Below are 20,437 nucleotides of genomic sequence, written 5' to 3'. Positions count from 1 at the left end.
CCGGACCTGCCCGTGCGTGGTGTCGCATCCCCGGTGTGGACGCCGGGCGGGTCATTGAGAGCGGACGTGCGCCGCACCACCGCCCCAAGGCTTGGATGGGCAGGACTGCAAGCATCCTTCGGCATCGAAGTGGCTCCCCGATCCAGGATCGGGGAGCCACTTCGATGGAAATCCTCGGGGCGTTGCCGTGAACGCCCCGTCTGTGTCCGAGGGGGGACTTGAACCCCCACGCCCGATAAAGGGCACTAGCACCTCAAGCTAGCGCGTCTGCCATTCCGCCACCCGGACAGGGTGTCCGCGGTTCCGTTTCCGTTTCCCGCGGCGACAGGGAAAACAATACCAGGCCCGCGAGCCCCTCCTCACCTGCGTATCCGTCCCGCAGGAGCCGGGCGGAACGGGATGGACCACCCCTTAGCGGGTAAGGGCTGATCAGTCCGGACAGTCCACCCCCCGAGGCCGTGGAGGTCGCCGTGAGGAGAAGGCACGACAAGGAGCGGGCAGCCCCGGAGGCCCGGCTGAACCGCAGTTTCGGAGTACTGGTCCTCCTGGGCGCGCTGCTGGTGGTGGCCGGCGTCGTCGGCCTGGTCTACACCTGGGTCGCCACCCTCACCACCGTGCTGCTCTTCGGCTGCCTGCTGCTGATCGGCGGCACGGTCGGCCTGGTCCACGCCTTCCAGTCCCGCCGGGACAACTTCTTCTGGCTGGGCGCCGCGGTCGCGGCGGTCAACCTGGCGGCGGGCCTGGTGATGGTGCTCCACCCGAAGGCCGCCGCCGCGGCCCTCACGCTCTTCGCGGCCCTGCTCTTCCTCACCGCCGGCGTCTTCCGGGTGGTCGGCGGCATGGCGGTGCGCGGCGCGCAGATGGGCTGGACGGTCTTCCTGGGCGTCCTGGACCTGCTGCTGGGCGCGCTGGTCCTGGCCTCGTGGCCGAGCAGCTCGCTCTACACCCTGGGCCTGTTCTTCTCGCTGGCCCTGCTCTTCGACGGCCTCAGCCTGATCAGTACCGGGCTCGGCGGCCGCCGGGTGCTCTCCCGGGTCGACGAGGAGCGGCGCCGCGACGAGGCGGACGCCTACCTGGCCGGGCGGGAGCACGCCAGGGAGGCCGGCGTCGGCGAGGTCGGCGCCGCCGAGGCACCCGGACGGCACCGGGGGCGCGGCGGGGACGCCGCCGGGGCGGAGCCGGGGGGCCCGGACCGGCCCTCCACCCCGCCGATGGGCATCTGACCGCTCCTGTCCGCACGCCGGTCGGAAAGCTCTGCGATGAGGTGCCGAAACGGTCGCATCGGGCCGCCGCCGGGCCCGATCCGTCGAGTTCCGGTCACCGGCCCGCCGCCGACCGCCGCCCTCTAGCCTCGGATGACGAGGCCGCCCGCCGCGGGTGTCGCACCCGCGGCGGACGGCGGTCTCCGGGCACCGCGTGCCCGCGGCGTGAAGGGCGGCTTGACGTGATGCAGATCAGCGGGGGCGCACCGGCCGCCCCCGGCGGCACCGGACCCGGGCCGGTCGAGGGGGTCTGGCGGTTCGCCGCCCCGTCCCGGGACTCCTCGGTGCCGCAGGCGCGGCACGCGGTCCGGGACCTGCTCGCGGCGCAGGGCATCGCCGGCCGGCCCCACTGCGAGGACCTGGTCCAGGGGCTCCTGCTGATCGTCTCCGAGCTGGTCACCAATGCCGTGAAGCACGCCGCCGTCCTGTCCCCCCGCGTCGTGGTGGAGGTGGTCATCGGCGGCGGCTGGGTGCGGATCGCCGTGGAGGACGGCCACCCGTACCGACCCACGGCGCTGCAGAGCGACCACGGCCGCACCGGGGGCCGGGGCCTGCTGCTGGTCAAGGCGGTCGCGCTGGAGGCGGGCGGCGCCTGCGACGTCGAGCGCACCGCCAACGGCGGCAAGGTCGTCTGGGCGTCGCTGCCGATCCCGGCGGACCGGCCCGTGCAGGACCCGCCCCCCGCCCGGCACGTCCCGTCCCCGTCCGTGCAGCCGCTGTCGTCGGTGCGGCCGGGCGTCCCCGGTCCGGGCGCGCCGGACCGCCCGTCCTCCCCCCACGGCTTCCCCGGGTTTCCCGGCCTCCCGGGACGGCAGGCCCCGCAGGGCGGCTGACCGGGGCGGCCGGGCGGGCCGGGCCGGGCGGACGGTCGGGCGCGTTCCGCCCCCGGCCGTCCGGCCCGCACCGCCACCCGCGCTACCAGTCGACGCCGGTCGCCTCCCGCACGGCCGGGCGGGCCGCGTCGAGGACGGTGCCGAACCACACCGAGAAGGGCCGCTCGGCGCGGAGCGCCGCCAGCTCCTGGGGCGTGACGAACGCGGTCTCCCCGACCTCCTCCGGGTCCGGCCGCAGCGGCGCGGTGACCAGCCCCACGAAGAGGTGGTTCCACTCGCGCTCGATCAGGCCGGACGCCTCGTCGGGCAGGTCGTAGCGGACCGTCCCCGCCTCGCGGAGCAGGGCCGGGGCGGCTCCCAGCTCCTCGGAGACGCGGCGGGCGGCGGCCGTGAACGGCTGCTCGCCCGGGTAGGGGTGGCCGCAGCAGGTGTTCGACCAGACCCCGGGGGAGTGGTACTTCCCGAGGGCGCGGCGCTGGAGCAGCATCCGGCCCGCGGTGTCGAAGAGGAAGACGGAGAACGCCCGGTGCAGCCGCCCCGGCTGCCGGTGGGCGGAGAGCTTCTCCGCGGTACCGGTGGTGCGTCCCTCGTCGTCGACGAGTTCGAGCAGGATCTCCGGCGCCTCGCGGGCGTCGCGCGGAGCCCCGTCGACGGTCGCCGGGCTCGTCGTTCCGCTGGTCGGCATGTGGCCCCTTTCGGCGCATGGGCCGGGACGCCGCCCGTGCCGTGTGCCCGGGCCCGGCCGCCCGGTCCGGCGGTTCGGCCGGTGCCGTGGTGCACCCGCCGGTGCCCGGCGGGTGCACCACGGCACCGGTGCCCCAGTCTGCCGTACGGGGAGGCCGGGGTCCGCCCGACGCACGCGGTCCGCGCCGGTGGGAGGGGGGTACGGGCGGTCCGCGCGCCCCCGGGGCGGGTCCGCCGGGCGGGGCCGCGGCAGCCGCCGGGCCGCCGGGCGCCCGTGGGGGCGTGGGGGCGGGGGGACGGGAGGCGCCGGGCGGGCGTGTCCCGCGGGCTCCGCCGGGCCGTCCGGCCCGGCCCCGTCCCGGTCCTGTCCTGCGGCCTGTCCTGCGGCTTGTCCGCGGCCCCCGCGGTCGGCGAAGATGATCGACACGGGTCGGCCGGCACCGTCCGGACCCGGAGGGCTCCCCTTCCGTTTCCCTCCAGGCCATCCGGTAGCCTCTGCCGACACACCGACCACCGGGCCGACCGTCCCGGCCCCCGCCCTGCCCGCGGTCCGTCCGGCAGGCGGCTTCCCCCGCACCCCCCTAGGGAGTGAGTTCCGCTGTCCACCGCCATCCTCACCGGCCCCGCCCCGGGCGGCGCGCCCGCCGCGGGCGGTGGCCCGAGCGGGGCGCGGCCGGCGCTGTCCGCGGACCTCGCCGCGCTGGGCTACCGCCGGGTCCTGGACGCCGCCGGACCGGCCGAGCTGGCCCGGCTGCTGGCCGAGGCCCCCGCCGGGGAGCGGGTCGCCGTGGTGGACCGCCGCTTCGTCGGCCACCGGCACTCCCTGCGGCTCGGCCTCACGGACCCGCGCTTCCCCGCGGCCGCCGTCCCCGGCGCGCTGACCGCCGACGGGCCCCAGGCCCGCGCCGCGCTCGCCGCCGCCGCCGAGCGGCTGGCCGCCCGCGCCTCGGGCGCCGAGGACGCCACCCGGATGCTGCACCTGGGCGGCGAGCCGGGCGCCGACCCGGCCGCGGCCACCGTCGCCGTCGCGCTGGACGGCCCGGAGGCCGACCCCGGCCGCACGGTCATGGTGGACAGCGCCGCCGCCGACCGGGCCGCCCGCACCGCCGGCGCCGTGCTGCCCGACGCCCTCGCCGCCGCCCTGCAGGCCGCCGGGACGGAGGTCCACCGCCCGGAGCTGGGCGAGCTGGTCGCGACCGTGCCCGCCGACGACCTGGACCTGCACCACGCCGAGCGCGCCGTCGCGGCCGTCGACGACGAGGCGGTGCGGCTGAAGCGCGCGGTGAAGTCCCGCGACGGCTTCTTCACCACCTTCTGCGTCAGCCCGTACTCCCGGTACCTGGCCCGCTGGTGCGCCCGACGCGGCCTCACCCCGAACCAGGTCACCACCGGTTCGCTGCTGGTGGCCCTGCTCGCCGCGGCCTGCGCCGCCACCGGCACCCGCCCCGGCTTCGCGGCCGCGGGCGTGCTGCTGGTCGCCTCCTTCGTGCTGGACTGCACCGACGGCCAGCTGGCCCGCTACTCGCTGCAGTACTCCACGCTGGGCGCCTGGCTGGACGCCACCTTCGACCGGGTCAAGGAGTACGCCTACTACGTGGGCCTCGCCGTCGGCGCCACCGTGGGCGGCGACGACGTGTGGGCGCTGGCCCTGGGCGCGATGGTCCTGCAGACCTGCCGCCACGTCGTGGACTTCTCCTTCACCGAGGCCAACCACGACGCCGCGGCCAACACCAGCCCCACCGCGCAGCTCTCCACCCGCCTGGACCGGGTCGGCTGGACCGTGTGGGCGCGCCGCATCGTCGTCCTGCCCATCGGCGAGCGCTGGGCGCTGATCGCGGTCCTCACCGCCGTCACGACCCCGCGGACCACCTTCACCGTGCTGCTCGTCGGCTGCGCCTTCGCGGCCTGCTACACCACCGCCGGCCGGGTGCTGCGCTCGGTGACCCGCCTGCGGGCCCGCACCGACCGGGCCGCCGACGCCCTGGCCGAGCTGGCCGACTCCGGCCCGCTCGCGGAGGTCGGCGCGCGCCTGCTGCGTCCGCTCGCACGCCCCCTGCCCGCCTACGCGACCCCCGCCGTCGCCGTCCTCGGCGCCGCGCTGCTCCTCGCGGGCGTGCTCGGCGGCGCCGGAACCTGGTGGGCCGCGGCCGCCGCGGCCGGCTACCTGGCGACCTCCTCGCTGGCCGTCGCCCGCCCGCTGCGCGGCCCGCTCGACTGGCTGGTCCCGCCCGTCTTCCGGGCCGCCGAGTACCTCACCGTCCTCGGCCTGGCCGCCCGCCTGTCCGGGGCCGCGCTCCCCGCCGCCTTCGGGCTGGTCGCGGCCGTCGCCTACCATCACTACGACACGGTGTACCGCATCCGCGGCGGCACCGGGGCGCCGCCGCGATGGCTGGTGCGTGCGGCGGGCGGCCACGAGGGCCGTGTCCTGCTGCTCACCGCAGCCGCCGCGTTCGCGTACGGCGGCAGCCCGCACGGGCCGGTGGGCGACCGGCTCCCCGGAGCCCACGCCCTGCAGCTCACCCTGGCGGCACTGGCCGCCGTCCTGGCGCTCGTCGTCCTGGCCGAGAGCATCCGCTTCTGGGTCTTCGGCGGCGAAGCGCCGGCAGTCCACGACGAAACAGGAGACACCGCATGATCGGCCTCGTTCTGGCCGCCGGCGCCGGCCGCCGCCTGCGCCCGTACACCGACACCCTGCCCAAGGCCCTGGTGCCGGTGGACGGCGAGACGACCGTCCTCGACCTCACGCTCGGCAACTTCGCCGAGGTGGGCCTGCGGGACGTCGCCGTCGTCGTCGGCTACCGCAAGGAGGCCGTGTACGACCGCAGGGCCGCCCTGGAGAAGAAGTACGGCGTCCGCCTCACCCTCGTCGACAACGACAAGGCCGAGGAGTGGAACAACGCCTACTCCCTGTGGTGCGCCCGCGACCTCTTCCGCGAGGGCCTCGTGCTCGCCAACGGTGACACCGTGCACCCCGTCTCCGTCGAGCGCACGATGCTGGAGGCCAACGAGCGCCTCACCGCCGAGGGCCGCGCCCCCGGCATCCTGCTCGCCCTCGACACGGTGAAGAACCTCGCCGACGAGGAGATGAAGGTCGTCGTCGACCCCGAGAAGGGCGTCCGGCGGATCACCAAGCTCATGGACCCCGCCGACGCCACCGGCGAGTACATCGGCGTCACCCTGATCAACCCCTCCGCCGCCGACGACCTGGCCTCCGCCCTCCAGGCCACCTTCGAGCGCGACCCGCAGCTCTACTACGAGGACGGCTACCAGGAGATGGTCGACCGCGGCCTGCGCATCGACGTGCAGCCCATCGGCGAGGTCTCCTGGGTCGAGATCGACAACCACGACGACCTCGCCAAGGCCCGGGGGATCGCGTGCCGGTACTGACCCGCCTCATCCCCTCGCCGGTCGTCGTCGACATCCGCCCGGGCGCCCTGGACGACCTCGCGGGCGTCCTGGCCGACCAGCGGCTGTCGACCTCCGGCCGGATAGCGGTGGCGGTCAGCGGCGGCTCCGGCGCGGCGCTGCGCGAGCGCCTGGAGCCGCAGCTCCCGGGGGCCGACTGGTACTCCGTCGCCGACGGCACCCTGGACTCCGCGGTGCTGCTCGCCGACGCGATGCGGTCCGGCCACTACGACGCGGTGGTCGGCCTCGGCGGCGGGAAGATCATCGACGCCGCCAAGTATGCCGCCGCCCGGGTGGGCCTGCCGGTGGTGGCCGTCGCCACCAACCTCGCCCACGACGGCATCTGCTCGCCGGTGTCGATCCTCGACAACGACGCCGGCCGCGGCTCGTACGGCGTTCCGAACCCCATCGGCATCGTCGTCGACCTCGACGTCGTCCGCGACGCGCCCCGCCGGTTCGTCGCCGCCGGCATCGGCGACGTGGTGTCCAACATCTCCGCCTGCGCCGACTGGGAGCTGTCCCAGCGCGTCACCGGGGAGCCGGTGGACGGCCTGGCCGTCGCCATGGCCCGCACCGCCGGGGAGACGCTGCTGCGCCACCCCGGCACGCTCGACCAGGACGCGCTGCTCACCGCGCTCGCCGAGGCCCTCGTGCTCTCCGGCATCGCGATGAACATCGCGGGCTCCACCCGGCCGTCCTCCGGCGCCTGCCACGAGATCTCGCACGCGCTGGACATCCTGTACCCCAAGCGGTCGGCCCAGCACGGCGAGCAGGTCGGCCTCGGCGCGGCCTTCGCGACCTTCCTGCGCGGCGACCGCGAGGGCGCCGGACTGATCGCCGCGAGCCTGGCGCGCCACGGACTCCCCGTGACCGCCGCTCAGATCGGCTTCTCCGAGGAGGAGTTCACCGAGGCGGTCCACTACGCACCGCAGACCCGCCCGGGCCGCTTCACCATCCTCGAGCACCTCGACCTCGACCCTTCTGCCATCCGGGACGCGTACTCCGACTATGTCCAAGCCGTCAACAGCTGAGCCGACGCCCGCCCCCGCCCGCCCCGCCGGCCGCCCGTCGGTCGAGGAGCTCCGCGCGGCCGTCCACCCCGAGGGCCTCCTCGACCGCCGCAGCGGCGAGCACTGGGCCGGCCGCATCTACATGCGGTCGATCTCCCTGCGGATCACCCGCCTGCTGGTGAACGTCCGCCGGGTCACCCCGAACGGCCTGACCTACCTGATGATGCTCACCGGCGTCCTCGCCGGTGCGGCGCTGGTCGTCCCCGGCCTCGCCGGCGCGGTCCTCGGCGCCCTGCTGATCCAGGTCTACCTGCTCCTGGACTGCGTGGACGGCGAGGTCGCCCGCTGGCGGCGGCAGACCTCCGTCACCGGCGTCTACCTCGACCGGGTCGGCCACTACCTGGCCGAGGCTGCGCTGCTCACCGGCGCCGGCCTGCGCGCCGCGGACCTGTTCCACCGGGACGGGAGCGCCGCCCACTGGGAGTGGGCGTTCGTCGGGACCGTCGCCGCGCTCGGCGCCATCCTGATCAAGGCCGAGACGGACCTGGTGGACGTCGCCCGCATCCGCAGCGGCCTGCCCGCCGTGCAGGACGCCGCCTCGGTGCCGCGCTCCTCCGGCGTGGCCAGGGCCCGCCGGGCGGCCGCCGCGCTGAAGTTCCACCGCCTGGTGGGCGGCGTGGAGGCGTCCCTGGTCGTCCTGGCCGCCGGGATCGCCGACGCCGTCCACGGCGACCTGCTGCTCACCCGGGTCGCGGTCGGCGTGCTCGCCGCGATCGCCCTGGTCCAGACGCTCCTGCACCTGGCCAGCATCGTCCTGTCGAGCAGGCTCCGGTGAGCGCCGCCCGGCCGGCCGCGTCCGGCGCGGACCCCGACTCCTTCCGGCTGGGCGCCGTGGTGCTCACCATGGGCAACCGCCCGGCGGAGCTCAACGCCCTGCTGGAGTCGGTGGCCAAGCAGCGCGGCCCCGCCGTCGAGCTCGTCGTCGTCGGCAACGGCGCCCCGCTGCCCCCGCTGCCGCAGGGCGTCCGCGGCATCGAGCTGGACGAGAACCTCGGCATCCCGGCGGGCCGCAACGTCGGCATCGAGGCGTTCGGGAAGGACGGCCGCGACGTCGACGCGGTGCTCTTCCTCGACGACGACGGCCTGCTGCCCGGCGACGACGCCGCCGAGAAGCTCCGCGAGGCGTTCACCGCCGACCCGGGCCTCGGCATCGTCTCCTTCCGGATCGCCGACCCGGAGACCGGCACCACCCAGCGCCGCCACGTGCCGCGGCTGCGGGCCTCCGACCCGCTGCGCTCCTCCCGGGTCACCACCTTCCTGGGCGGTGCCTGCGCGGTCCGCAGCACCGTCTTCGCGCAGGCGGGGCAGCTCCCCGGCGAGTTCTTCTACGCCCACGAGGAGACCGACCTGGCCTGGCGGGCGCTGGACGCGGGCTGGTCGATCGACTACCGGGCGGACATCGTCCTGAACCACCCGCTCACCCTGCCCAGCAGGCACGCGGTGTACCACCGTATGGTGGCCCGCAACCGGGTGTGGCTGGCCCGCCGGAACCTCCCCGCCCTGCTGGTCCCGGCGTACCTCGGCACCTGGATCCTGCTCACCCTGGCGCGCCGCCCCTCCCGCGCGGCGCTGCGGGCGTGGGTGGGAGGATTCCGGGAGGGGTGGCGGACACCCTGCGGCCCCCGCAGGCCCATGCGCTGGCGTACGGTGTGGCGGCTGACCCGGCTGGGCCGGCCGCCGGTGATCTGATCGTCCGGTCCTCATTTGACCTGCGGACCGGGGCCCGCGAAGATCCCCGTTGCAGCAGCAACGGCACGACTGCAGGGGAGCGCCCGTTGAACGGAAGCCGGACCTGCCGATCTCGCATAGGACGAAAGTGTCAACAGTGAGTGAGCACATCCGCCCCGCAGCGGTGGCGGGAGGCCCCGACCAGGGGCTGAGCCCTGCGCAGCTCGCCGCCAAGTACGGCCTCTCGGTGAGCGGCGCCCGTCCGAGCCTGCCGGCCTACGTCCGGCAGCTCTGGTCGCGGCGCCACTTCATCGTGGCGTACGCCACGGCGCGGCTGACCGCGATGTACACCAAGGCGAAGCTGGGACAGCTGTGGCAGGTGATGACCCCGCTGCTCAACTGCGCGGTCTACTACCTGATCTTCGGCATCCTGCTGCAGACGGGCAAGCACACCCCGCACTTCGTGCAGTTCCTCTGCATCGGTGTGTTCATCTTCACCTTCACCCAGAACGCGGTGATGGCGGGCACCCGGTCGATCGCGGACAACCTCGGCCTGGTGCGGGCGCTGCACTTCCCGCGGGCCTGCCTGCCCATCTCCTTCACGATCATCCAGCTCCAGCAGCTGCTCTTCTCGATGATCGTGCTGCTCGGCATCGTGCTCTTCGCGAACCTGCCGATGGCCTCCTGGGCGCTGGTGCTGCCGATCCTGATCCTGCAGTTCGTCTTCAACGCGGGCCTGGCGCTGGCGCTCGCCCGGGTCGGGGCCAAGGTCACCGACACCGCGCAGCTGATGCCGTTCATCCTGCGGACCTGGATGTACGCCTCCGGCGTCATGTTCAACATCGCCAACATCCACGTGCCGGCCTGGTCCAAGACGCTGCTGGACGTCAACCCCATCGCCGTCTACATCGACCTGATGCGCTTCGCCCTCCTGGGCTCGGTGCACAGCGACGTCCTGCCGCCCCACGTCTGGGCCTGGGCCGTCGGCTGGGCCGTCGTCGTGGGCCTCGGCGGGTTCGTGTACTTCTGGAAGGCTGAGGAGGAGTACGGCCGTGGCTGAGGCAACGACCGGTACCGCCGGTGCGCGGACCGCGGACGCCGACCGACTGGTCGAGCAGCACATCCCCACCGTCGTGGTCGACGGACTGCACGTGGTCTACCGCGTGCACGGCGCCGGCAGCGGCAAGGGCAGCGCGACCTCCGCGCTCAGCCGCATCGTCTCCAAGCGCCGCGCGCCCTCGATCCGCGAGGTGCACGCCGTGCGCGGCGTGTCGTTCATCGCCTACAAGGGCGAGTCGATCGGCCTGATCGGCTCCAACGGCTCCGGCAAGTCGACCCTGCTCAAGGCGGTCGCCGGCCTGCTGCCCGCCGAGCGCGGCTCCGTCTTCACCCACGGCCAGCCCTCGCTGCTGGGCGTCAACGCCGCCCTCATGAACGACCTCACGGGTGAGCGCAACGTCATCCTGGGCGGTCTGGCCATGGGCATGTCCCAGGACGAGATCAGGGAGCGCTACCAGAGCATCGTCGACTTCTCGGGCATCAACGAGAAGGGCGACTTCATCTCGCTGCCGATGCGCACGTACTCCTCCGGCATGGCCGCCCGCCTGCGGTTCTCCATCGCGGCGGCGAAGAGCCACGACGTGCTGATGATCGACGAGGCGCTGGCCACCGGCGACGCCCGGTTCCAGCGCCGCAGCGAGGAGCGCATCCGCGAGCTGCGCAAGGAGGCCGGCACGGTCTTCCTGGTGAGCCACAACAACAAGTCGATCCGCGACACCTGCAACCGCGTGATCTGGCTGGAGAAGGGCGAGCTCATCATGGACGGGCCCACCGACGAGGTGATCAAGGCCTACGAGAAGGAGAACAAGCGCTGACCGCGGGCGCCTGACGGCCTTCCGCCGACGGGGGCCGGCGCCCGGGACGCACTCCCGGGCGCCGGCCCCCGCCGCGTGTGCGGCACCGGCCCCGCCGCCGTCCGCGCCCCCGTCCCGCCTCCCCGCCCGCGCCCCGCGGCCGCCCGCCTCCGGCGCGGCGCCACCCCCTCACCGTGCCGCTGTCCGTCCCTCGTCCTAGAGTGAGGGGTCCGGAGAAGAGCGGCGGAGGGGGTGCTCTCCCCGGGTCAGGGCGTGTCCGCTGTGTGCACGCCGTCAAGATCGGTGTAGAACGGGGGGGTGACGCCAGTGGCGGCTTCGGCCCATTCCGAGAGGGCGCGCGGCCCGGTGCCGCGACGTGCCGGGAGCCCACCGGGCGGTCGCCGGTGACCGCGGACGCACGCATCCCCGGCTCCGGCGCCCCCGCCGACGGCGAGGTGCTGGGCAAGGCGGCGCGGGAGAACTTCCCCGTCGCCCCCTTCTTCCTGCCCGCCGCCTGGCGGGACGACCTGATGGCGGTCTACGGGTTCGCCCGGCTGGTCGACGACGCCGGCGACGGCGACCTGGAGCGCCCCGGCCACCACGCGGAGGTGCTCGGCGTCGGCACGCCGCCGCCCGCGGACCGGTTCCGCCCCGACGGCTCCGGCCTGCCCACCGAGGAGGAGACCGCCTTCCGGCTCGCCCTGCTGGACGGCCTGGAGCGCGACCTCGACCGTGTCTTCGGCCACTCCGGGGCCCCCGGCCCCGGAGCCCCCGGCACCGCGCCCGGCGGCCCCGGGGCGGAGCCGCCCCGCCACCCGCTGCTGCGCGCGCTCGTACCGACCGTGGAAAAACACGGGCTCAGCGCCGAGCCCTTCCGTAACCTGATCCAGGCGAACCGGGTGGACCAGCACACCACGCGGTACGCCACCTACGAGGACCTGCTGGGCTACTGCGAGCTGTCCGCCAACCCGGTCGGGCGGCTGGTGCTGGCCATCGCCGGCGTCTCCACACCCGAACGGGTGGAGCGCTCGGACGCGGTCTGCAGCGCACTGCAGGTGGTCGAGCACCTGCAGGACGTTGCGGAGGACCGTGCGAGGGGGAGGATCTACCTGCCCGCGGAGGACCTGGACCGGTTCGGCGTGACCGAGGAGGACCTCGCCGCCACCGCCGCGGGCGGCCGGGTGCGCGCCCTGGTCGCCTTCGAGGCCGAGCGGGCCGGGACCCTGCTCGACCGGGGATCACCGCTGGTAGGTACGGTGCGGGGACGGCTCAGGCTGCTGCTCGCCGGCTTCACCGCCGGGGGCCGGGCCGCTCTGGGGGCCATCGCCGCCGCCGGGCACGACGTCCTGTCCGAGCCGCCCGTACCCGCCAAGGGCCGCCTCCTCAGGGAAGCGGCGGCCACATACGTGAAGGGAAGGTGAGCCCCCGGGTGGCGGCATCACCACTGGCGTCCGCGCAGGTCATGGCGGCCTACCGGTACTGCGAAGCAGTCACCGGCATGCAGGCGCGCAACTTCGGCTACGGCATCCGGCTGCTGCCGGAGCCCAAGCGGCTCGCCATGTCCGCGATCTACGCCCTCGCCCGCCGGGTCGACGACATCGGCGACGGCGACCTCCCGTCCGAGCGCAAGACCGAGCTGCTCGGCCGCACCCGCGCCCTCCTCGACGAGGTGCGGGCCGGCGAGGTCCGCGAGGACGACACCGACCCGGTCAAGGTCGCGCTGGCGGACGCCGCCGACCGCTTCCCGGTCCCGGTCGACGCCTTCGACGAGCTGATCGACGGCGTGGAGATGGACCTCGCCGGGACGCACTACGCGACCTTCGACGAGCTGCGCACCTACTGCCGCTGCGTCGCCGGCTCCATCGGGCGCCTGTCCCTCGGCGTCTTCGGCTGCACCGACCCCAAGCTCGGCGCCGAGTACGCCGACACCCTGGGCCTGGCCCTCCAGCTCACCAACATCCTGCGCGACCTGCGCGAGGACGCCGGGGACGGCCGCAGCTACCTGCCCGCCGAGGACCTCGCCCGGTTCGGCTGCGAGGACGGCTTCGGCACGGAGCAGCCCCCGCCGGGCGCGGACTTCACCGGGCTGGTCGCCTTCCAGGCCGCCCGCGCCCAGCAGTACTTCGAGGAGGGCCTGCTGTTGCTGCCGATGCTCGACCGCCGCAGCCGCGCCTGCACGGCCGCCATGGCCGGCATCTACCACCGCCTGCTCCGGCGCATCGCCGAGGACCCGGCGTCGGTGCTCCGCGGCCGGGTGTCGCTCCCCGGCTGGGAGAAGGCGTACGTGGCGCTCTCCGGCCTGGCCGGAGGCCGCTCTTGACCGCAACCACGCAGTCCGCCGCCGCCGCGGAACCGCACCGGCGGGCGGGCGCGTCCACAGCAGCACCGGTGCGGGGGCTCCCGGGCCGCGACCGCACCCGGGGGGAGGGGCGATGAGCACAGCCGTGCGTCCCGGGCGGGCGTCCGCGGTGGTCGTCGGCGGCGGCCTGGCCGGCATCACTGCCGCCCTCCGGCTGGCCGAGGCCGGGGCGGAGGTCACCCTCGTCGAGGGGCGGCCGCGCCTCGGCGGCCTCGCCTTCTCCTTCCGTCGCGGCGACCTCACCGTCGACAACGGCCAGCACGTCTTCCTGCGCTGCTGCACGGCCTACCGCGGCCTGCTCGACCGCCTCGGCGCGACCTCCCTGACCACCCTCCAGCGGCGGCTGGACGTGCCGGTCCTCGACTGCGGCGGCGACGGCGGCGGCGAAACGCTCCGCCCGGGCCGGATCCGCCGGGCGGCGCTGCCGGTGCCGCTGCACCTCGCGGGCAGCCTGGCCCGGTACCCGCACCTGGGTGCCGCCGAGCGGCTGCGGGTGGTCCGCGCCACCCTCGCCCTCGCCCGCCTCGACCCCGCCGACCCGGCGCTGGACGCCCACTCCTTCGGCGACTGGCTGCGGCGGCAGGGGCAGTCCCCGCGCGCCGTGGAGGCGCTCTGGGACCTCATCGGCGTCGCGACCCTCAACGCCCGCGCCGACCAGGTCTCGCTGGCGCTCGCCGCCATGGTCCTCAGAACCGGCCTGCTCTCCGCGCCCGGCGCCTCCGACATCGGCTGGGCGGACGTCCCGCTCGGCGAGATCCACCACGACGCGGCCCTCGCCGCGCTGCGGCGCTGCGGTGTGCGGGTCCTGCTCCGCGCCAGGGCGACGGCCCTCAAGTCCTCCGCCCCCGGGGCGGACGGTCCCGCCCCGGAGGGTCCCGCGCCGCACGCGGCGCCCGGCGGCGGGGAGGGGGTCCGCCCGCGGGCGGCTGCGGCGGCCGGCGGGCACCCTGCGCCCCATGGTTCGGACACGCACGGTTTGACGGAACGCGGTCACGACCGCCACGCCGTCCGGGTCGAGGGCCACGGCCTGCCCGCGGGCGGCGAGCTGCTGCACGCGGACGCCGTCGTCCTCGCCGTCCCCCAGGACGCCGCCGCCGGCCTCCTCCCGCCCGGCACCGTCGAGGACCAGGACCGCCTGCGGCGCCTGGGCACCTCGCCGATCCTCAACGTGCACGCCGTCTACGACCGCCGGGTGCTGCGGACGCCCTTCCTCGCCGGGCTCGGGACCCCCGTCCAGTGGGTGTTCGACCGGACCCGGCACTCCGGGCTCGCCGAGCGGGACCCGCGCGCCCAGTACGTCGCGCTCTCGCAGTCCGCCGCCCACGACGAGATCGACCTGCCCGTCGCCGAGCTGCGCCGCCGCTACCTGCCCGAGCTGGAGCGGCTGCTGCCCGCGGCCCGCGGCGCGAAGGTGCTGGACTTCTTCGTCACCCGCGAGCGCGCCGCCACCTTCGACCCGGCCCCGGGGAGCGGGCGGCTGCGGCCGCAGGCCCGCACCCGCACCCCCGGCCTGCTGCTCGCCGGCGCGTGGACCGCCACCGGCTGGCCCGCGACCATGGAGGGCGCCGTCCGCAGCGGCCACACCGCCGCCGACGGGGCCCTGGCCGCGCTCGGCGCCCGTCCCGCCCCCGCGGGGGCCCGCACCCCAGGGGGGTGGCCCCGGTGACCGGGCCCGCCGCGCCCCCGGCCGGGCCGGTCCCGGCCCCCCACCCGGGGCGGTCACGCACCGCCGCCCCCGCGCCGCCCCAGGCGGCGCCCCCGAACGCAGCGCACCACACACCCGAGGGAGAGGGAATGCGCGTGGATACACGCCTCGACACGCCTGCAGCGGAGGCGGCGGTGTCGGTACCGGACCTCCTGGAACGCGGCCGCACCCTGTGCACCCCGCTGCTGCGCGATGCCGTCGCACGGCTGGCCGCCCCCATGGACACCGTCGCCGCCTACCACTTCGGCTGGATCGACCGGGACGGCAGGCCCGCCGCCGGGGACGGCGGCAAGGCGGTGCGGCCCGCGCTCGCCGTGCTGTCCGCCCAGGCCGTCGGCGCCGACCCCGCCACCGGCGCCGCGGGCGGCGCCGCCGTCGAGCTCGTCCACAACTTCTCACTGCTCCACGACGACCTGATGGACGGTGACGAGACGCGCCGCCACCGCGCCACCGCCTGGACCGTCTTCGGACCCGCCCAGGCCATCCTGGCGGGCGACGCCCTCTTCGCCCTCGCCACCGAGGTCCTGCTGGACGCCCCCCTGCGGCCCGCCGCCGACGGCGTCCCCGCCGTGCAGGCCGCCGACGCGGCCCGCGCGGTGCGCCGGATCACCGCCGCCACCCGCCGGCTGATCGACGGGCAGGCCCAGGACCTCTCCTTCGAGCACCGCGACCGGGTCACCGTCGAGGAGTGCCTGGAGATGGAGGGCAACAAGACCGGCGCCCTGCTGGCCTGCGCCTCCTCCGTCGGCGCCGTCCTCGCCGGGGCCGACGACCGCACCGCCGACGCCCTGGAGCGGTACGGGCACCACCTCGGCCTCGCCTTCCAGGCGGTGGACGACCTGCTCGGCATCTGGGGCGCCACCGAGGTCACCGGCAAGCCGCACTGGGGCGACCTGCGCCAGCGCAAGAAGTCGCTGCCGGTCTCGGCGGCCCTCGCGGAGGGCGGCAGCGCCTCCCGCCGCCTCGCCGAGCTGCTCGCCGACCCCGAGGGCCGCGGCCACGAGGACGAGGAGCAGCTCGCCGCCCGCGCCGCCCTGGTCGAGGAGGCCGGCGGCCGCGCCTGGACCCGGGACGAGGCCCGCCGCCAGCACGCGGCCGCCCTCGCCGCCCTGGACGAGGTCCCCATGCCGGACGGGGTGCGCGGGCACTTCGTCGCGCTCGCCGAATTCGTCGTCGTACGGGAGAGGTGAACCCAAGGTGACAACAACCGCGGACGGCCGGCTCGACCCCGAGTACGATCCCGAGCCGGCCGCGGTGAGGACCGCCCCGCCGGATCCCGGCAGGCGGCACGGGAAGCGGCCCGACGGGCCGCTTCCCGAGGAGGGGCGGCCCGGGGGGCGCGCGGGCGCGGAGCAGCCGGACGGGGACCCCCCGGACGGCGATTCCCCGGACGGGGAGCCCCCGGACCCCCGCGCCGCGGCCGCCGCCGCGCTGGAGCGCGCCACCGCCCACCTCCTCGCACTCCAGAGCGAGGAGGGCTGGTGGAAGGGCGACCTGGAGACCAACGTCACCATGGACGCCGAGGACCTGCTGCTCCGGCAGTTCCTCGGCATCCGCACCGAGGAGCAGACCCGGGCCACCGCCGCCTGGATCCGCTCCCGCCAGCGCGAGGACGGCACCTGGGCGACCTTCCACGACGGACCGCCCGAGCTCTCCACCACCGTCGAGGCGTACGTCGCCCTGCGCCTGGCCGGGGACGCCCCCGACGCCCCCCACATGGCCGCGGCCTCGGCCTGGGTCCGCGACCACGGCGGCATCGCCGCCACCCGGGTCTTCACCCGCATCTGGCTGGCCCTCTTCGGCTGGTGGCCCTGGGACCTGCTGCCCGAGCTGCCCCCCGAGATCATGTTCCTGCCCCGGTGGGTCCCGCTCAACATCTACTCCTTCGGCTGCTGGGCGCGGCAGACCATCGTGCCGCTCACCGTGGTCTCCGCCCACCGGCCGGTCCGCCCCGCGCCCTTCGCCCTGGACGAGCTGCACACCGACCCGCGCGACCCGTACCCCCGGTCCCGGTTCGCCGCCCCCACCACCTGGGACGGCCTCTTCCAGCGCCTCGACCGCCTCCTGCACGCCTACCACCGCCGCCCGGTCCGCCCGGTCCGCCGGCTCGCCCTCGGCCAGGCCGCCCGCTGGATCGTGGAGCGCCAGGAGGCCGACGGCTGCTGGGGAGGCATCCAGCCGCCCGCCGTGTACTCGCTGATCGCCCTCCACCTGGAGGGCTACGACCTCGGCCACCCGGTGATGCGGGCCGGCCTCGCCGCCTTCGACCGCTTCACCGTCCACACCGAGGACGGCATGCGGTGGCTGGAGGCATGCCAGTCCCCGGTCTGGGACACCTGCCTGGCCACCATCGCCCTCGCCGACGCGGGACTGCCCGCCGACCACCCCGCGCTGGTCCGGGCCGCCGACTGGATGCTCGGCGAGGAGGTCCGGCGGCGCGGCGACTGGGCGGTGCAGCGCCCCGGCCTCGCCCCCGGCGGCTGGGCCTTCGAGTTCGACAACGACACCTACCCCGACGTCGACGACACCGCCGAGGTGGTGCTCGCGCTGGGCCGCGTCGACCACCCCGACCCGGAGCGGGTCCGGGCCGCCGTCGACCGGGGCGTCGCCTGGAGCCTCGGCATGCAGTCGAAGAACGGCGCCTGGGGCGCCTTCGACGTCGACAACACCAGCACCCTGCCCAACAAGCTGCCGTTCTGCGACTTCGGCGAGGTCGTCGACCCGCCGTCCGCCGACGTCACCGCCCACATGGTGGAGATGCTGGCCGACGTCGGCCGGGCCCGCGACCCGCGCACCCGGCGCGGCGTGGAGTGGCTGCTGCGCGAGCAGGAGACCGACGGCTCCTGGTTCGGCCGCTGGGGCACCAACTACGTGTACGGGACCGGATCGGTCGTCCCCGCGCTGGTCGCCGCGGGCATCCCCACCGCCCACCCGTCGATCCGGCGCGCCGTGCGCTGGCTGACGGAGCACCAGAACGCCGACGGCGGATGGGGCGAGGACATGCGCTCCTACCACGACCCGGAGAACTGGTCCGGGCGCGGCGAGTCCACCGCCTCCCAGACCGCCTGGGCGATGATGGCGCTGCTCTCGGCGGGGGAGCGCGGCGAGGCGGTCGACCGCGGCGCCGCCTGGCTGGCCGCCACCCAGCTCCCCTCCGGCACCTGGGACGAGCCGCACTTCACGGGCACCGGCTTCCCGTGGGACTTCTCCATCAACTACCACCTCTACCGGCTGGTCTTCCCGGTCACCGCGCTCGGCCGCTACCTGCACGGCGTCCCCCTCCCGGACGCGGCGCGGCACGCCCTCCGCGGAGCCGGAGGCCCGGCGCGGGTGCCCGCCGACGCGCCGGCGGGCGGCCCGGGGACGGTGACCGAGCGGTGAGACCCGACCCCTCCGGCACCCGCCCCGACGGCGTGGCCGCAGCCGCACCCCCCGCCGTGCCCCGTCCCGCCGCGGCCGCCCCGCTGCTCGTCGTCTGCGCCCTGGGCGCCGAGCGGTGGGCGCTGCGCGGCGGGGACTGGACCGCCGGCCGCCCTGCCGGGGACGGCGTCCCGGCCCCCGGCGCCGTGGTCGCCGCCACCGGCATGGGGCCGGACCGCGCCCGGCGGGTCGTCACCGCCCTGCTGGAGGCCGGCGGGGCCTACGGCGCCGTCGTGGCCACCGGCTTCTGCGCCGCGGCCGCCCCGGGGACACGGCCCGGCGACGCCTTCGTCGCGGAGGAGGTGCGCGACGGGGAGGGCACCGCGATCGAGGTCCCGTCCTCCGCGCTCCTCGCCGACGCCCTGCGCGCCCGCGGCCTGACCGTCCGCACCGGCGTGCTGCACTCCGCCGACGGCGTGGTGCACGGCGCGGCCGCCCGCCGCGCCCTGCACGAGGCCGGCGCCGCCGCCGTCGACATGGAGACCGCAGCCGTCCTGGACGCCGTCCGCCGGGCGGCGCCGGGTCTGCCGTACGCGACGGTCCGCATCGTCGTCGACACGCCCCGGCACGAGCTCCTGCGGCCGGGCACGCTCACCGGGGGCCTCCGCGCCTGGCGGGCGCTCCGCTCCGCCGTGCCCGCCCTCACCGCCTGGCACCGCACCGCACCGACCGACACCCCACCTCTCCGGACGCTCCCTCAGGAGGCGAGCTAGCCATGGCCATGCCGCTGCGCCAGACCGCGCGGATCAGCACGTACCTCCTCCAGCAGAAACTCCTCAAGCGCCGCGAGAAGTTCCCGCTCCTCGTGGAGCTGGAACCCCTGTTCGCCTGCAACCTCGCCTGCGAGGGGTGCGGGAAGATCCAGCACCCGGCGGGCGTCCTCAAGCAGCGGATGCCGGTCGCCCAGGCCGTCGGCGCGGTGCTGGAGTCCGGTGCGCCGATGGTCTCCATCGCCGGCGGCGAGCCGCTGATGCACCCGCAGATCGACGAGATCGTGCGCCAGCTGGTGGAGAAGCGGAAGTACGTCTTCCTCTGCACCAACGCCCTGCTGATGCGCAAGAAGCTGGACCGGTTCACGCCCTCGCCCTACTTCGCCTTCACCGTCCACATCGACGGCCTGCGCGAGCGCCACGACGCCTCGGTCGCGAAGGAGGGCACCTTCGACGAGGCGGTGGCGGCGATCAAGGAGGCCAAGGCCCGCGGCTTCCGCGTCACCACCAACAGCACCTTCTTCAACACCGACACCCCGCAGACCGTCATCGAGGTGCTGGACTACCTCAACGACGAGCTCCAGGTCGACGAGATGATGATCTCGCCGGGGTACGCCTACGAGAAGGCGCCCGTCCAGGAGCACTTCCTCGGTGTCCAGCAGACCCGGGAGCTCTTCCGGAAGGCGTTCGCCGGCGGCAACCGCCGCCGCTGGCGGCTCAACCAGAGCCCGCTCTTCCTGGACTTCCTGGAGGGCAAGGTCGACTTCGAGTGCACCGCCTGGGGCATCCCCAACTACTCGCTCTTCGGGTGGCAGCGGCCCTGCTACCTGATGTCCGACGGGTACGTGCCCACCTACCGCGAACTGGTGGAGAAGACCGACTGGTCCAAGTACGGCCGAGGCCGGGACCCGCGGTGCGAGAACTGCATGGCGCACTGCGGCTACGAGCCCACGGCCGTCCTGGCCACCATGGAGTCGCTCAAGGAGTCGATCCGGGCGGCCAAGGAGACCGTGATGGCCAACCGCGGCCACTGAGGCGCCCACCCGGCGGCGCGGGTGCGGGGACCGGATCCCCGCACCCGCCGCCCGCCGCCCGGCCGGCGCCCTTCGCGGCGGCCCCCGCCCCGGGCCCGTCACGCCGGGCCCGCCGTCCCGTCCCCGGACCCCGCTCCCCGACCTCCAGTCCTGAGCCCCAGTCCTGAGCCCCAGACCCGCTGCCACAGTGAGGGTGGACCCGATGACCGCGATCTCGCTCGGTATGCCGTCCGTGCCGCTCCAGCCGCTCGCCACCCGCCGCCGGTCGCGGCAGATCATGGTGGGGGGTGTGCCGGTGGGCGGGGATGCGCCGGTGTCGGTGCAGTCGATGACGACGACGGTGACGGCCGACGTCAACGCCACGCTGCAGCAGATCGCGCAGCTGACCGCGGCGGGGTGCCAGATCGTGCGGGTGGCGGTGCCCTCGCAGGACG

Annotated in this window: 17 protein-coding genes, 1 tRNA gene and 1 pseudogene; 17 read left to right on the top strand and 2 right to left on the bottom strand. The window is 75.6% G+C overall.

The annotated features are described in order from the left end of the window. Nucleotides 1–203 precede the first annotated feature (203 nt). Nucleotides 204–288: transfer RNA gene (locus tag LO771_RS27255), tRNA-Leu, on the bottom strand. Nucleotides 289–470: 182 nt separating this feature from the next. On the opposite strand from LO771_RS27255, the gene LO771_RS27250 reads away from it, so the two are divergent. Further along, nucleotides 471–1,223 carry an HdeD family acid-resistance protein gene (locus tag LO771_RS27250; RefSeq protein WP_230747406.1) on the top strand — a complete coding sequence of 251 codons (753 nt, stop codon included), beginning with the start codon at nucleotides 471–473 and terminating at the stop codon, nucleotides 1,221–1,223. 224 nt (nucleotides 1,224–1,447) lie between these two features. Then, nucleotides 1,448–1,912, top strand: a pseudogene (locus LO771_RS27245) (ATP-binding protein); the annotation flags it as partial. Nucleotides 1,913–2,177: 265 nt separating this feature from the next. Here the strand turns inward: LO771_RS27245 and idi are convergent. Beyond that, the gene (gene idi / locus LO771_RS27240; RefSeq protein WP_230747405.1) at nucleotides 2,178–2,780 is read right to left on the bottom strand and encodes an isopentenyl-diphosphate Delta-isomerase; all 603 of its coding nucleotides are present in this window, start codon (nucleotides 2,778–2,780) and stop codon (nucleotides 2,178–2,180) included. A gap of 678 nt (nucleotides 2,781–3,458) precedes the next feature. Here idi and LO771_RS27235 point away from each other — a divergent pair. The 15 genes from LO771_RS27235 to LO771_RS27165 form a co-directional block, all read left to right on the top strand. Next, nucleotides 3,459–5,414, top strand: a complete 1,956-nt coding sequence (locus tag LO771_RS27235; RefSeq protein ID WP_374228263.1) for a DUF5941 domain-containing protein — start codon at nucleotides 3,459–3,461, stop codon at nucleotides 5,412–5,414. Beyond that, a complete protein-coding gene (locus LO771_RS27230) occupies nucleotides 5,411–6,166 on the top strand; it encodes a sugar phosphate nucleotidyltransferase (protein ID WP_230747403.1) in 756 nt (251 codons plus the stop codon). The genes LO771_RS27235 and LO771_RS27230 overlap by 4 nt, the downstream gene beginning before the upstream one ends. Then, complete coding sequence (locus LO771_RS27225) at nucleotides 6,154–7,215, top strand: iron-containing alcohol dehydrogenase family protein (RefSeq protein ID WP_230747401.1); 1,062 nt, start codon at nucleotides 6,154–6,156, stop codon at nucleotides 7,213–7,215. Before LO771_RS27230 ends, LO771_RS27225 begins: the two co-directional genes overlap by 13 nt. After that, nucleotides 7,193–8,029: a CDP-alcohol phosphatidyltransferase family protein gene (locus LO771_RS27220; RefSeq protein ID WP_230747399.1), complete on the top strand. Its 837-nt coding sequence runs from the start codon at nucleotides 7,193–7,195 to the stop codon at nucleotides 8,027–8,029. Before LO771_RS27225 ends, LO771_RS27220 begins: the two co-directional genes overlap by 23 nt. Nucleotides 8,030–8,097: 68 nt before the next feature. Continuing rightward, nucleotides 8,098–8,943: a glycosyltransferase family 2 protein gene (locus LO771_RS27215; RefSeq protein WP_230747432.1), complete on the top strand. Its 846-nt coding sequence runs from the start codon at nucleotides 8,098–8,100 to the stop codon at nucleotides 8,941–8,943. Between the two features lie 136 nt (nucleotides 8,944–9,079). Continuing rightward, nucleotides 9,080–9,982: an ABC transporter permease gene (locus LO771_RS27210; protein ID WP_230747398.1), complete on the top strand. Its 903-nt coding sequence runs from the start codon at nucleotides 9,080–9,082 to the stop codon at nucleotides 9,980–9,982. Continuing rightward, nucleotides 9,975–10,796, top strand: a complete 822-nt coding sequence (locus LO771_RS27205; protein WP_374228262.1) for an ABC transporter ATP-binding protein — start codon at nucleotides 9,975–9,977, stop codon at nucleotides 10,794–10,796. Before LO771_RS27210 ends, LO771_RS27205 begins: the two co-directional genes overlap by 8 nt. A 383-nt stretch (nucleotides 10,797–11,179) precedes the next feature. Further along, complete coding sequence (gene hpnC / locus LO771_RS27200) at nucleotides 11,180–12,196, top strand: squalene synthase HpnC (protein WP_230747397.1); 1,017 nt, start codon at nucleotides 11,180–11,182, stop codon at nucleotides 12,194–12,196. 41 nt (nucleotides 12,197–12,237) lie between these two features. After that, a complete protein-coding gene (gene hpnD, locus LO771_RS27195) occupies nucleotides 12,238–13,095 on the top strand; it encodes a presqualene diphosphate synthase HpnD (protein ID WP_230747428.1) in 858 nt (285 codons plus the stop codon). 112 nt (nucleotides 13,096–13,207) lie between these two features. Beyond that, on the top strand, nucleotides 13,208–14,800 hold the full coding sequence (locus LO771_RS27190; protein ID WP_230747396.1) for an FAD-dependent oxidoreductase: 1,593 nt from the start codon (nucleotides 13,208–13,210) through the stop codon (nucleotides 14,798–14,800). Between the two features lie 128 nt (nucleotides 14,801–14,928). Then, complete coding sequence (locus LO771_RS27185; RefSeq protein ID WP_230747395.1) at nucleotides 14,929–16,029, top strand: polyprenyl synthetase family protein; 1,101 nt, start codon at nucleotides 14,929–14,931, stop codon at nucleotides 16,027–16,029. Nucleotides 16,030–16,036: 7 nt separating this feature from the next. Beyond that, nucleotides 16,037–18,220, top strand: coding sequence for a squalene--hopene cyclase (gene shc / locus LO771_RS27180; protein WP_230747393.1), 2,184 nt, complete (start codon nucleotides 16,037–16,039; stop codon nucleotides 18,218–18,220). Beyond that, on the top strand, nucleotides 18,217–18,972 hold the full coding sequence (locus tag LO771_RS27175; RefSeq protein ID WP_230747392.1) for a 1-hydroxy-2-methyl-2-butenyl 4-diphosphate reductase: 756 nt from the start codon (nucleotides 18,217–18,219) through the stop codon (nucleotides 18,970–18,972). Before shc ends, LO771_RS27175 begins: the two co-directional genes overlap by 4 nt. 2 nt (nucleotides 18,973–18,974) lie before the next feature. Further along, nucleotides 18,975–20,003 carry an adenosyl-hopene transferase HpnH gene (hpnH, locus tag LO771_RS27170; RefSeq protein ID WP_230747391.1) on the top strand — a complete coding sequence of 343 codons (1,029 nt, stop codon included), beginning with the start codon at nucleotides 18,975–18,977 and terminating at the stop codon, nucleotides 20,001–20,003. A 202-nt stretch (nucleotides 20,004–20,205) separates the two neighbouring features. Continuing rightward, nucleotides 20,206–20,437 (top strand): flavodoxin-dependent (E)-4-hydroxy-3-methylbut-2-enyl-diphosphate synthase (locus LO771_RS27165; protein WP_230747390.1); only part of this gene is annotated, 232 nt, incomplete at its 3' end.

It is taken from the genome of Streptacidiphilus sp. ASG 303 (genome assembly GCF_020991365.1).
In the GTDB taxonomy this organism is placed as follows: Bacteria; Actinomycetota; Actinomycetes; order Streptomycetales; family Streptomycetaceae; genus Peterkaempfera.
Note: the sequence above shows the minus strand (reverse complement) of the source record. Positions and strands in the feature narration are given on the sequence as shown.